Raw genomic sequence first — 12,310 nt, 5'->3', positions numbered from 1 at the left:
AGAGTGAAGAGTTCAAGGTTTGAGATTTAAGGTTTGAGTTGGATATTCTACCTCAAAACCCTCGTCATTCTTCAGATTGTGGCAAGGTGCAGTCGTAGAAACCATCGCTGCCATCAGTTGAGTCGGAGCCACACTAAAGGGCAATCGGTGAATATCGGATTGGTCAGCACAGGCAACCTCGGCAGCTCGTTGAAGATCGGCGATCGAGACTTTTGCCAAGCCTAAATCGATTAAAGTTTGCGGCAGCCCAATCTCGCAATAAAACTTTAAAAGCTGCTGCCGCGAAGTGGTCGCCAACCAATTGCCCTGAATCATTTCTTCTAACCGAAGCTGCACCAAAATTCCGAAGGCAACTTTCTCGCCGTGCAGTGTGCCGTGACTTTCAAGCAAGTGAGTCAACCCGTTGTGAACAGCGTGAGCCGCCACCGTTCTACACTGTGCCCCGCCGATGCCGCCAATTACGCCCGCCATTAGCACGGTGGCATCCACCACTTCTTGCCAAACTTCGCCGCCAGGGAACTGCAAAGCAATGGCAGACTGTTGAAACAAAATGTCTCGCAAAACTCGCGCTTGCTGAACCGCCGCAATCAAAAAGGTTTGCTGAGAATGACCACTGCTCACCGAAGCCTCATACCACTTAGCGATCGCGTCTCCAATCCCTGCTACTAAGGTTCGTTGAGGTGCAGTTGCGATTAATTCATAGTCCAGCACTAATAAGTCAGGACATCGTGACAGACTAACATCATAGAGAAACGCACCGTCTTCTGAATAAACATTGGATAATGCTGTCCAAGCCGCACAGGTTGCCCCCGATGTCGGAATCGTGACGATCGGCAACTTGCATTGATGAGCGATCAGTTTTGCCGCATCTAGCGCTTTGCCGCCGCCACTGCCAATAATCAGATCTGCCCGGTGTTCGGCAACCGCTCGTTTCAGAGATAGTAATGCCGACTCACTACAATCAGCTCCATAAGAAGCTTGAGCGATCGTGCAATTCTGACCCGTCAAAGCAGACTCAAGACGAGGCTGAATGATTTGTAAGGTGTGATCACCACCGATTAGCAAAGGACGGGAACCTAATTGCGCGATCGCAGAACCGACTTGCTTTAGGGCACCGTTGCCTCGAATCACTTGAGCAGGTGCGATCGTCAGCGAGATCAAAGAATCAGTTCGAGTAGACATTTTGGCGAATCAAGCAAAAACTGAGTGTGAGTCTCAATTTTAGCTCTTATGGCAATTTGATTTACGCGACACCCTTGCAAGAGACACTGCCGTGCCATGCCCACACGGAAGATAGGGTGGGGGCACGGCATGCCATGCCCCTACAGGCTGGCTGTTTTTCCGGTTTGTGCCTGCGTCGGAATCTCTTGCACATCGGTGTAGCCCATCGTGCCCGCGATCTCTCTCAGTAAAGAAATTTGTTGATCAAAATCTAGCTTTTCGACTTGACCCAACACGCTCGTAATCGCTTCAGAGGCGCTATAACCTTCGGGCATTCCCACCACTGACTCGCCCATTGCTTGCGCCCAAGCATACCAAACGACTAGCTGATTGTTTTCTTTTAAAGCGCCATAGTTGCGAGAATATTCACTGTCGGCTCCACTCACGATGTCGCGCATCACATTAAGCTGATCATCATGAGACAGATTATAAAAACTCCCTCCTAACAGAATAGGCGCTAACTCTGGCTCGGCAGCAGCAGGAGCCGCCGGCGTGATCGAATCGCCCATTTTCTCATAGACATAATATAAAAATGCCAGCTTGCCATCAGTGTCTAGTTTGTCATAAGCCCCGATCGCTTTCTGCCCCGGTTCGTCAACATACTGCGATCGCACAGTGCCGTGATTTGCAGACTCAACCATAACAATCTCCTGTAAATAATTTAGGTTCACCAAGAGATGTATCAAGATTTACAGTCTTTTAGCGACTACCGATCGACCGAGCTTGTTTCTCAAATTGAAGCATGGGATCATTCTAATGAGAGAGATCAACAATCTGCCCTCAGACGGTTCAAAAACCTGGGGATCAGTCTGATAAGGTGAGCAAGAACCAGGGGTTAAGCTGTTTGCTGGAACCTGAAATAATAACAGGAGCTTTTTATGTCAGAAATCAATAGCGATTTGAATCCTTCTCAAAGTTACGACGCTCAACAAGTTTCAGAAGAAATTGCTGAAGGCAGTCTCCCGGCTCCTAAAGTGGATGTCTCGGCAGATTATGAAGCCTCGAAAGAATTTAGCGTTAGCGAAATCGATCGCGCAGATGAAGGAGAAAAAGCTGCCCAAGCTGCCAGCGCCCACGCCTTTGAGGTTCATGAAACAGAACCCACTCACGCGGAAGCAGAACCGACTGGCGATCCGAGTGACTTTCGCAACATGGCAAAATCGATCAACCACGACCAAAGCACAGCCGGAAACGTTGACGATGACTTGATCCACAAAGCGATCGAAAAAGGGCAACCCAGCAATCACGAATAATATTCACCGTCTGTAGGGACTTTCCACACAACGCTCCTACAGACAGCAACTCCACAATTTGACTTTGACGAGACCTCTTTATTTCCGAGTGTGTGCTGGTGTGGGTTTAACCGTTGGCACAGGCTGACCAAATCGGTTCACGATCGCCAACCCCACTAGCCCAGACAGCACAAACACCAAAAAGCCAATCAGCCCCAGCGTTAGATAGACCCCAAGCGGGTTAGCTACTAGCTGCGATCGTTCGCCCTCCGAGATAGGCAAAGTGATTTTCCTCAAATGTTCAAGGTTGTGACGACTTAAGCGCTCCCCCACCTCATCGTTTAGCAGCGATCGTAAGTTGATTGCCTCAGTCAGCGCATCATAAGCGGTGGTGACTTCTTCTTGGCAGAGTGCCAGAGTTCCGAGTTGATGCAGCCCCCAAGCTTCGCTGGTTGCGTCTTCTAGCGCCCAGGCAGCTTGCAAACCCCAATTGAGCACTCGTCCCCAGGTTTCCCACTGCTTGCCCAGCGCTAGTGCGCCTTCAAGCGATCGCACAAGCCGCAGAGTCTCTGCCCAACGTGCTTGGCTGACTGCCCACTCAAGGGTGTGCAATATCAGTGGCTGTTCAGCGAGTAGTGCGTTTGGCGATCGTGGATGGGTTTCTGCCCAAGGCAATAGGTAGGTCAAAACTTTTTCCATCCAGGGAGTCGAGTTTGAGACTTTTTGCAAAATCTCAACCAGGCTAGAAGACAAGCGATAGTGATGTCCCTCGATCTGAAGCAGATGGCGTTGCACCAGCGCTTGCAGACTCGGTAAGGGGTTGGGCGGCCCGGTGATCACCGCAATTTGTTCGGGTAGTAAGCCCGTGTTCCCCATTGCTACCAGCACTGCCATAATCCAGCGTTGAGGCTTGGGCAAAGAGGCAAGAATTAGCCGAGTCAGCGACTGTTCAAGCTCATCGGGCTGAATTTGGCTCAACACCGTCTCTAGAGAAAGCCTGTCTTCTCGTGCCAGGGCTGCCACTTGCAAAAGCCGTTGAGGGTTTCCCTGCAAAAGTTTCCAGAGTGCTTCGATCGTCTTTTTTTGAGGTGGAGCCAACGATTCAGCGCTTCGCGACGGAAACCGTCCTAATTCTCGATCGATTAACGTCACACTGTCTGACAGCGATAATCCCTCTAGCCCAATTGATCGCCCGTCTCCCCAAAGGCGGCGATCGCGAGAAGCGATTAAGAAGGTGCTATTAGGCAGCGCGGCGATCAGTTGCTGAAGATCGGTTGCCGTCAAAGCATCATCGTCTAGCAATATCAGCACTTGGCGTTCTCGAAGCGCTTGCCGAACCTCGCGATCGGACAGCTTAATATCAGGACAACTATGATAGAACGTGTCAAACAAGGTTTGTAAGCGATCGCCCACCGACCCAACCCCACTCAAGTCAGCGATGCCATCGGGATGGGAGGTCGTAATCTGCGGGCTGTGAGCAAGATAGCGCAACAGAACAGACTTGCCAATCCCGGCTTGACCATAGATCTCAACGATTTGTTTGGTTCGCAGGGCGGCGATCGCCAATTCGATTTCTGTTTGCCGACCGACCAGCCCCGCAAAGGCACGAGGAATCTGCACGATCGGAGTCTGTCTCAACTCAATCACAGATTCGCTGGCGTGATCACTGAGCAATGCTCCATGCACAGAACCGACTGACAGAGTAGAGTCGCCAACGGCTAACCGCCCGATCGTCTCATCCTGGAGGGTTGTCTCAAGTTGGTTAGAAAGCGTCGGTTGAGACATAAACGATAGACTGCACCAGCAAGAATCGCGGCCGAGATTCGGCTTCTCTAGAATAGCAACTGAGCTTGTGTGTAAACAGCGTACCAACTAACAATTAAAGGCGTTTATTTCTGACAGCGCTTCAGGATCAGATTGCTGGTTTGAAGGGTGGGATGGCTCAACTCGATCGTGAAGCCGATCGATCGCATCCACAAAGTCTTGAATGCCTGCAAACTGGCAGTAGATCGAGGCATAGCGAATATAAGCCACTTCGCTGAGCGATCGCAGATGGTGCAATACCAGTTCAATAATCTCGGCACTAGTGACTTCACGCCCGACTCGCTGCTGCAAGTCAGATTCAATTTCTTCGGCTAAAATCTCTATACGCGGCTCTAGAATGGCGGTTTTTTCGCAGGCCCGCACCAATTCTCGCAGCAGCTTTGAGCGGTCAAATGATTCTCGCTCTCCATTGCGTTTAAGCACCACGATCGGCACAAACTCAATGCGCTCATAGGTGGTAAACCGATGATTGCACCTTAAACACTCTCGCCGTCGTCGCACACTTTGACCCGCTTCTGCCGATCGCGACTCAAGCACACGATTATCTGGATGATGACAAGAAGGACACCGCATAAAGATCAAACGTTGAGAGAACAACCCTGTCAGAGGTGATCCTCTAACCCAGACGTTTCAAAGAGACTAACCCTCTGAATCTTCATGATACCCCTAGCGTGAAAAGTGGCAATATTTTTTTGTCTCCACTATTTCCAGCGTTGAATTCTACAAACGATCCTGTCCTTCGAGCGTTTACCGATGCCCTTACCGACTGTAATTTTGCCCGGATATCTTGCAGGCGCGATCGATTATCGCCGTCTTCAGCAACAGCTAACGGAGGCGGGCTATCCCACTGTGATCGTGCCGTTGCTCAAGCGAGACTGGGTGCCGACTCTAGGCGGACGATCGATGCTGCCGATTTTAGAACGCCTTCACGAAACGGTTACGCAAGTGTTGCAAGACTATAACGCGCCGCAAATTAACTTAATCGGGCACTCAGCAGGCGGCTGGATCTCGCGCATTTATCTGGGCGAGCATCTCTATGATGTACACGGAGTTCAGGCAAACCGCACCTACACCTGGAACGCGCGTTCTTGGGTTTCTCACTTGATCACATTGGGCACACCCCACACCAGCTTTGAGCGCTGGACTCGCACCAATCTTGATTTCGTCAATCTCACCTATCCCGGTGCGTTTTATGCAGATGTGAATTATGTGTGCGTCGCGGGCAAGGCAATTTATGGAGAACGTCGCCCTGGCAGTTGGTTGGCATATAGCAGCTATCAGTTAACCTGCGGCAAAGGCAACTGTTGGGGAGATGGAATTTGCCCGATCGAGTCGGCTCATTTAGCAGGGGCAGAAAATTTGACTTTAGAACAGGTCAGACACTCGCCCAGGTCAGGAGGGCTTTGGTATGGCTCTCTAGAAGTGGTGCCTCAGTGGATGAGTTATTTAGCTTGAGCGATCGCCATCTCTACGTTTGGGAGGATTAGAAGATTCGTAAAGTTTTATATCTTACAGTTAAGTTGAGGTTCTGCACTTCAACGATGTGTTTCGACTCATTTCTAATTAGAAAAGAGTATATGTCTCATGAAAGATTTTTCCCTTTCCTTCATCTTTAGGCGGCTATCGACGATCTTGGCAGTGGCAACGCTGACGTTGACTTTGATTGCGGCAAGTAGCGGCATTCTTTTAGCGTTTTATTATGAGCCAGCGGCTGGCGGCGCTTACGATTCTCTTAAAGCGATCGACACTGATGTTCCCTATGGTTGGCTGATCCACACGATGCACAACCTGTCGGGTAATGGGGTGATCGGGGTGGCGTTGATTCAAATCGTCGTGATGTTTTTGAGTGAGCGATTTCGCCCCAGTTGGTTAACGGCTTGGGTGAGCGGCATTTTATTCACCTTGTCGGCGATCGGGCTGGCTTGGACTGCGATGCTTTTAGGCTGGGATCAGCTTGGTTTTTGGCGACTCAAAATCGAATTAGGCACGATCGAGGCGATTCCTCTGATTGGAACCCAGCTAAAAGATGCGCTTACTGGAGGCGGCGCGATCGGCACGGTCAGCGTTGAGCATCTTTACGCGATTCACAGCTATATTGTGTCGATCGCGGCTGTCGGGTTAGCCGTGATTCATCTCGGCAGTTTGATGGTTCAAGAACGAGAAATGCAGGCAGAGGCTTTAACCGCGTTTGCTCAAAAAGCAGTTAGTGAAGATGAAGAAGAGGTTCGGGCATCAGCCGAGATTCTCTAGCCGTTAAAACAGTTTTTGGCATGAATAGAACGATCGATTAGCGTAGAGCGCAACTCTGAAGTAACCATTCTGGTTTTTGTATCTACCAAATTGTCAGAAAAATTCTATTTTTAACATCAGTTCGACGAGGTTTTTCGCTTCGTTCTGAGCGGCATCAGCCCCCTAAATCCCCCATTCTGAGGGACTTTGAACCGGAAAGCTTGGCTCAGGTAGCTCTCCCGGATTCACAATCGGAGTGAACCGCTTCTGTCGAACTGACGTTATTTTTACCAGAACGGAGGGTTCGGGAACCGTTAAAGCCCTGCTCGTTTACGACGGGGATGAAGAATCGGGTTCCCGCGTGGCTTCTTACTCAGTCCCCTACGGAGGGAAACCCTCCTTCAGGTCTGAGCGCTGCTTCAGCCACAGAGATCTCCTTGTTTGGATTCGGAAGTCTGTCTATCCAATCTTCTATCAATTGAGTCATTGTCTTTTTCCGCTCCTTTGCAACATCTCTAAGCTTTTGGTGCCTAGACTCCTCAACCCGAAGATTTATACTGTTTTCATTGTTATCTATACGTTGTCTATACGATTAATGCTACCATAGACCCATGAAAACCTTGAAGTTCAAGTTGTACAATCACAAGCGGAATCGATTTCTCAAGCGCTCAATTAATGCGGCTGGAGTCATCTATAACCACTGTATTGCTCTCCACAAACGCTACTACCGGATGTGGGGCAAACACTTGAACTGCGCGAAACTTCAGGCTCACATTGCCAAACTGCGGCAGCGCAAAGAATTCTGGCAGCTAGTCGGCTCCCAAGCGGTGCAGGATATCTGCCAACGCATTGAGAAAGCCTATCAACTGTTTTTCAAACACCCCAAAAAAGGAGTTAGACCGCCCAACTTCAAGAAAGTGAGACGACATAAGTCCTTCACCCTCAAGCAAACTGGCTACAAGTTTCTAAGCGGCGATCGCATCCAGATTGGGAATCGAGTCTATCCATACTGGAATTCTAGAGAAATTGAGGGCACGGTCAAAACTCTGACCATTAAACGCACTCCATTAGGGGAGTTGTTTATGGTCGTGGTTGTTGACAGCGTTGATGAGCCTGAAACCAAATTCGAGACGAGTAGAATCGCTGGATTTGATTTTGGCTTAAAGACGTTCCTCACCGCCTCAGATGGAACAAAAATCGAATCGCCGCAATTCCTCAAACAATCGCTGAATGCCATCCAGAAAGCCAGTCGCAATCATTCCAAAAAGCGGAAAGGTTCATCGAATCGGGAACGAGCAAGATTGAATTTGGTTCGCAAGCATGAGGACGTAGTGAACCACCGCTCTGATTGGTTCTGGAAGTTGGCGCACGACTTAACGAATCAATTCGATGTTTTGTGCTTTGAGACGCTAAACCTCAAAGGCATGCAGCGTTTATGGGGACGCAAAATTTCAGATCTCGCGTTTGGTGAATTTCTGAAAATTCTCGAATGGGTGGCAACAAAGAAAGGTAAACAAGTTGTCTTCATCGACCGATGGTATCCATCCTCTAAGACTTGCTCAAACTGTGGGCACGTCTTGAAAGAGTTGGATTTGTCGGTGAGAGAATGGCGTTGCCCGTCTTGTCAGTCTGTGAACGGACGAGATGAGAACGCCGCGATAAATATTCAAAGGGTTGGGGCATCGACCCTTAAGTTAGGTGATGTTAGACAGGCTATGCCTGCAATTGCTGTCTGAGCTTAGAATCCCCGTGCGTTCACGCCGGGGAGTATGTCAAGGCGCATTTTCCCAGTCTGCGGTCAGGCTGCGGAAGTTAAATTGACTGACTCCGGGGTGGCACGTCACACAACTCGCGAGATTGAGCTTGCGCGGTAGCTCTACTTTGGGGTGCAACACTTTGAAGTATTGAGACTCAGAGACTCGATAGGGAACTTTTTCGTCAACTGCCACCTGTCGAGAGAACGTTTGCAAATAGTTCCACACCAACTGACGTGGCGGGTCAATTAAAGGTTTAACCTCAACGCCATAGTGCTGAGAATCTTGTAGCAGATCGCGCCAAGTCTGAGTGGGCAAAACCGACGGAGGAACCCCAATGTGACAAGTGGCGCAGTTTTCTAAATAAAGTTCTTGTCCAAACTTGTAGCGATCGGGCACGACATCCACTGTTCCTACCACGGCTGAAGGTTGAGGGGCTTCGATCGCTTGCGCCAAGCCCAATCCTAGACACAGACTCCAAATCAGCAGCAGCGCGACTAGCACGATCGGAGAACGTTTTTGCCTTCGAGGTTTAGACGGGTTAGTCTTGACGCGACGAGGGAAACGGAGCATAGGTTTCAACCAATTTGGATACGAACGTTACAGAACCCGTTGCCATCTAGACTCAATATCTTCCCTGGATGTTTCTCTATTCAGGATAGAGGGGTTTGTGATCATTCTGCCAATGAAAACGAGCCGCCTCGATCATTGGAATTGGCAGCCTCAGCATGTAGATTCAATAAGGGTAAAAACGGTAGGAATGGATTGTAGTCATATTCAGCTTTGCGATCGCCCAGAACAGATCGATCTTCAGCAGCTTCAGCGCTTGTTTGGGGTTGCAGCATTTTGGGCAAGCGATCGCCGATCAGAGGAGTTAGCGATCGCAATTCAACACAGCAATCCCGTCATCTCAGCTTGGGATGGCGATCGGCTAATTGGGTTTGCGAGAGCGATTTCAGACGGGATCTATCGAGCTACTATTTGGGATGTCGTGATTCACCCTGACTATCAAGGTGCAGGATTGGGACGCAAATTAGTAGAAACGGTGCTGAGTCATCCTCACGTCAACAGAGTTGAGCGGGTCTATTTGATGACGACTCATCAACAGTCATTTTACGAAAAGATTGGCTTTGAAGTTAATTCCAGTACAACAATGGTGTTGTTTAATCAGCCAATTGAAGCTTTGGATATTGCGCGATCGGTTGACGCTGAGTGAGATAGCTAAGAAGATTTCCAGCAAAGAAATTCTCCGAGTGTTCCCTAGAATTCCCCAATTCTGGGAAACTTTAACTCAGAACCCATGGAACAGAAAGTTACGCGAAGGCTAAAAGCTACAGGCCAAGTTTTTCCAGCTAATCGGTCAGCTCAAATACGTGGGTTCGATCGTCGGCGATTTCAAACCCTAGCTTACGCCCATCACTGGCTTGAAAGGTTCCTTCTGTAGTTCCTTTTGAGGTTACATCATACTGAAAAAATTTTTTAACTTTCACAGATGTCGCCGACTCAATTAACGACTTCATCGAGGCTTCAGGGTCTAACTCAGGCTGGGACATATCTCACCTTTTTTCTTATGGTATATTTTAACGAAAAATCTCCTAGAACTTTTGCCCAAACCCAAACTGCACCCGGCTATCACCCTGATCGTTTAATCCAAAATCAGCGCGAATAACTCCTAACGGTGACTTGAGGCGCACCCCTGCCCCAATGCCAAACCCCGATCCGGGTCTGCCACGCTCGATTCCGGGCTGCCCTAACACCGATCGGCTTGACCCTAGATCAGAAGCAAAATCGGCAAACACTGCGCCTCCAATAATGCTGTAGATCGGAAAGCGATATTCTGCCGAAGCTAAGACATAGGTGCGAGAAATGCCGATATCGCCCGCATCATAGCCTCTGACAGAGTTCGGGCCGCCGAGAGAATAGGCATTGTAGGGAGGCAAGTCTCCGATCGTGGTGCCTCCCTGAATATTAAAGGCGAACGTTTCTGGCTCGTTTTTAGTTTGCAGCGTGTTTAAGATATTCACAGGCACATATTGCGTATAGTTTGCCTGAAGGCGATTAGCGAGAATGCTGCCACTGCCGATCGGCAAAAATTGCTCAGTGCTCAAACTCAAAAGAGAGCCATTAGTCGGATCGATCGGGTTATCGCGCTGGTCACGAACCGCCGCAAAATTGAGCGACACCAAATCATCAATGCCCGTGCCGCTAAACGAAAGCGGATTGCCATTGCGATCGCGCCTGACCACATTGCCACTCGCATCCCGCAAGCTAACACGGTTGTAGTTTAAGCCCAGCGATCCACCCCAGTCTTTATCGATCGGACGGTTGACCTCAACGCCGCCCCCAAATCGTCCTTCTCGAACGCGATCGCCGTTTTCCAATTTAACGTTGTCATCAAACACGCGAGACAGCCCTCTGCGGCGGAAGGCGTTGACGCTATAGCCTAGCTTGTCGGGTGCGCTGTCGCGGTAGGGGCTGATAAACCGTCCATCAAATTGAGCGTCTTTCGTGCCGATCAAGACGTTGGTGCTGAGTTGTTGCCCAATTCCTGCCACGTTGCGGTCTTGATAGTTGACTCCACCATAAAGACCCAAATCGGTGTTGTAGCCACCCGTTGCATTGACAGAACGAGCGCGACCTTCTGTGAGGTTGTAGACGACGATCGTCCGTTTTGCGTCGCCTTCTAAGCTGACACGGGCGTTAGTAAACAGCCCAGTTTGAACGAGCTTTTGCAGATCTTGTCGCGCAATATCTTCTCTAAAAACTTGTCCTGGCCTAATTTGTACCTGCTGTTTAATAAAACTCTCTTGAGTTCTGCCGCGAATCGGTTCGCCTTTGTCGTTGACGGGTTTGCCTAGCTCGTCGGTGAATCGGATTTGCACATCGCCGATCACACCTTCAGCGACTTCGATCGTCAACACGCCTTCTCGACTAGGCTGCAATGCCACGACTCGCGCCAAATTGTAGCTATTTTGGGCATACCACTGATTGATTTGTCGCACACCTTGATTGAGTGCCGAAGGGCTGACGATCGTGCCAATCTGCGATCGAAAGATATCATTAACCACCGCAGGCGTGAGCGCTTGAGCGTTGACCAGTTGCACAGACCGCACCACGATCGGCTGCACTTGAAAGGTGACACTCAACCCGTTGGAGTTTGCGCGACTGTTAACGCTGGCAGTGCTAAACAAACCCGTTTCCAAAATTGCCGCAACATCTGCTTGAAGTTGACTTTGACTCGTGCCTCCGCCGGGTTGAGTGCGAATGTTGCTGCGAACAATCTGCTGTAGCTCAGGATCTGCACCCACAATTTGCACGTCAGTTGCCGTCACCACTAAATCAGAGGGCAGCGATTGAGATGGATTGACGATCGGTTTAGGAGCCGGAGTCGCGGGAGGATTGACGATCGGGGAAGTCACATTTTGAGGAATGATCCAAGTCGGTTGATTAATCGAAGTCGGCGGGGTAGGTGTGACCGAAGCCGCAGGTGTTGCTATCGGCGGGGCATCTATCTGTGGAGATTGAGAGATCGCTGGAGTCGCGGCTGTAGGTTGATAGTCTTGATAATATTGAGCGTTGGTTTGAGCCACCCGCACTGGTGCCTTCGTTGAAAACTCTTGAGAGACGATCGTTTCAGGCGGGACAATTTTGGGAATGGGCGCAGGCGCGATCGCATCCGTCGCAACGACAACATCGGCGGTTTTCTCGATCGCAGGCGTTTCTAAAACAGCAGCATTTGCGTTTTGGCAGGCATCCCACGTAGAGAGCGCGGCGAGAGTGCAGACTGTGACGGTCGAGAGGCGCATAAGGCGGCGATCAGTTGGGGTGAGATATTTATAGTCTGAAATGAGCGATCTGGACGGTTTAGTTTGACGAGCAAACCCATCACTCTGCTGTCTCAAAAAGTTTAATGTTAGAACAATCCCACTTTGTTTCTTATCTCAATATCAAAAGACAGATTTTCGATGTCATACCCATTTGATTCGTGGATGCAATAGAGCCGCGTAGCATGGCATGCCGTGCCCCGTCGGATTGAACGATCAGTCGTAA

General features: G+C 49.7%; 12 protein-coding genes. 5 read left to right on the top strand and 7 right to left on the bottom strand.

The genetic code is table 11. From position 1 onward, the window contains the following. Nucleotides 1-12 precede the first annotated feature (12 nt). Entirely contained in the window at nt 13-1,182 is a 1,170-nt protein-coding gene (locus BRW63_RS10780; RefSeq protein ID WP_073071018.1) for an iron-containing alcohol dehydrogenase family protein, read from the bottom strand. 140 nt (nt 1,183-1,322) lie between these two features. After that, a complete protein-coding gene (locus BRW63_RS10775; protein ID WP_073071016.1) occupies nt 1,323-1,862 on the bottom strand; it encodes an orange carotenoid protein N-terminal domain-containing protein in 540 nt (179 codons plus the stop codon). A 237-nt stretch (nt 1,863-2,099) separates the two neighbouring features. Between BRW63_RS10775 and BRW63_RS10770 the strand changes: the two genes are divergently transcribed. Then, nucleotides 2,100-2,474: a hypothetical protein gene (locus BRW63_RS10770; RefSeq protein ID WP_073071014.1), complete on the top strand. Its 375-nt coding sequence runs from the start codon at nt 2,100-2,102 to the stop codon at nt 2,472-2,474. 78 nt (nt 2,475-2,552) lie between these two features. On the opposite strand, the gene BRW63_RS10765 is transcribed toward BRW63_RS10770, so the two are convergent. Continuing rightward, nucleotides 2,553-4,238 (bottom strand): NB-ARC domain-containing protein, encoded by a 1,686-nt coding sequence (locus tag BRW63_RS10765; protein WP_073071012.1) that lies wholly within the window; start codon nt 4,236-4,238, stop codon nt 2,553-2,555. 87 nt (nt 4,239-4,325) lie between these two features. Beyond that, entirely contained in the window at nt 4,326-4,850 is a 525-nt protein-coding gene (gene nrdR / locus BRW63_RS10760) for a transcriptional regulator NrdR (RefSeq protein WP_073071011.1), read from the bottom strand. A 180-nt stretch (nt 4,851-5,030) separates the two neighbouring features. On the opposite strand from nrdR, the gene BRW63_RS10755 reads away from it, so the two are divergent. The 3 genes from BRW63_RS10755 (at nt 5,031) to BRW63_RS10740 (ending at nt 8,242) form a co-directional block, all read left to right on the top strand. Further along, on the top strand, nt 5,031-5,732 hold the full coding sequence (locus tag BRW63_RS10755; protein WP_073071009.1) for an esterase/lipase family protein: 702 nt from the start codon (nt 5,031-5,033) through the stop codon (nt 5,730-5,732). Between the two features lie 129 nt (nt 5,733-5,861). Beyond that, entirely contained in the window at nt 5,862-6,527 is a 666-nt protein-coding gene (locus BRW63_RS10750) for a cytochrome b N-terminal domain-containing protein (RefSeq protein ID WP_073071007.1), read from the top strand. A gap of 590 nt (nt 6,528-7,117) precedes the next feature. Then, complete coding sequence (locus BRW63_RS10740; RefSeq protein ID WP_073071003.1) at nt 7,118-8,242, top strand: RNA-guided endonuclease InsQ/TnpB family protein; 1,125 nt, start codon at nt 7,118-7,120, stop codon at nt 8,240-8,242. 36 nt (nt 8,243-8,278) lie between these two features. Here the strand turns inward: BRW63_RS10740 and BRW63_RS10735 are convergent, their stop codons facing one another. After that, nucleotides 8,279-8,833: a diheme cytochrome C gene (locus tag BRW63_RS10735; protein ID WP_073071001.1), complete on the bottom strand. Its 555-nt coding sequence runs from the start codon at nt 8,831-8,833 to the stop codon at nt 8,279-8,281. A gap of 187 nt (nt 8,834-9,020) precedes the next feature. On the opposite strand from BRW63_RS10735, the gene BRW63_RS10730 reads away from it, so the two are divergent. After that, the gene (locus BRW63_RS10730) at nt 9,021-9,476 is read left to right on the top strand and encodes a GNAT family N-acetyltransferase (protein WP_073070999.1); all 456 of its coding nucleotides are present in this window, start codon (nt 9,021-9,023) and stop codon (nt 9,474-9,476) included. 136 nt (nt 9,477-9,612) lie between these two features. Here the strand turns inward: BRW63_RS10730 and BRW63_RS10725 are convergent, their stop codons facing one another. Together BRW63_RS10725 and BRW63_RS10720 are read right to left on the bottom strand one after the other, a co-directional pair. Further along, the gene (locus BRW63_RS10725; protein WP_073070997.1) at nt 9,613-9,813 is read right to left on the bottom strand and encodes a hypothetical protein; all 201 of its coding nucleotides are present in this window, start codon (nt 9,811-9,813) and stop codon (nt 9,613-9,615) included. Between the two features lie 42 nt (nt 9,814-9,855). Continuing rightward, nucleotides 9,856-12,162, bottom strand: a complete 2,307-nt coding sequence (locus tag BRW63_RS10720) for a BamA/TamA family outer membrane protein (RefSeq protein ID WP_223257350.1) — start codon at nt 12,160-12,162, stop codon at nt 9,856-9,858. Nucleotides 12,163-12,310 lie beyond the last annotated feature (148 nt).

Origin of the sequence: Phormidesmis priestleyi ULC007 (genome assembly GCF_001895925.1) — a bacterium.
In the GTDB taxonomy this organism is placed as follows: Bacteria; Cyanobacteriota; Cyanobacteriia; order Leptolyngbyales; family Leptolyngbyaceae; genus Phormidesmis_A; species Phormidesmis_A priestleyi_A.
This window is presented reverse-complemented; position numbering and strand designations above follow the sequence as displayed.

What these genes read in the sequence shown, in the direction of transcription:
- BRW63_RS10780 (WP_073071018.1), bottom strand. Translation starts at nt 1,182, where the DNA reads ATGTCTACTCGAACTGATTCTTTGATCTCGCTGACGATCGCACCTGCT.
- BRW63_RS10775 (WP_073071016.1), bottom strand. Translation starts at nt 1,862, where the DNA reads ATGGTTGAGTCTGCAAATCACGGCACTGTGCGATCGCAGTATGTTGAC.
- BRW63_RS10770 (WP_073071014.1), top strand. Translation starts at nt 2,100, where the DNA reads ATGTCAGAAATCAATAGCGATTTGAATCCTTCTCAAAGTTACGACGCT.
- BRW63_RS10765 (WP_073071012.1), bottom strand. Translation starts at nt 4,238, where the DNA reads ATGTCTCAACCGACGCTTTCTAACCAACTTGAGACAACCCTCCAGGAT.
- nrdR (WP_073071011.1), bottom strand. Translation starts at nt 4,850, where the DNA reads ATGCGGTGTCCTTCTTGTCATCATCCAGATAATCGTGTGCTTGAGTCG.
- BRW63_RS10755 (WP_073071009.1), top strand. Translation starts at nt 5,031, where the DNA reads ATGCCCTTACCGACTGTAATTTTGCCCGGATATCTTGCAGGCGCGATC.
- BRW63_RS10750 (WP_073071007.1), top strand. Translation starts at nt 5,862, where the DNA reads ATGAAAGATTTTTCCCTTTCCTTCATCTTTAGGCGGCTATCGACGATC.
- BRW63_RS10740 (WP_073071003.1), top strand. Translation starts at nt 7,118, where the DNA reads ATGAAAACCTTGAAGTTCAAGTTGTACAATCACAAGCGGAATCGATTT.
- BRW63_RS10735 (WP_073071001.1), bottom strand. Translation starts at nt 8,833, where the DNA reads ATGCTCCGTTTCCCTCGTCGCGTCAAGACTAACCCGTCTAAACCTCGA.
- BRW63_RS10730 (WP_073070999.1), top strand. Translation starts at nt 9,021, where the DNA reads ATGGATTGTAGTCATATTCAGCTTTGCGATCGCCCAGAACAGATCGAT.
- BRW63_RS10725 (WP_073070997.1), bottom strand. Translation starts at nt 9,813, where the DNA reads ATGTCCCAGCCTGAGTTAGACCCTGAAGCCTCGATGAAGTCGTTAATT.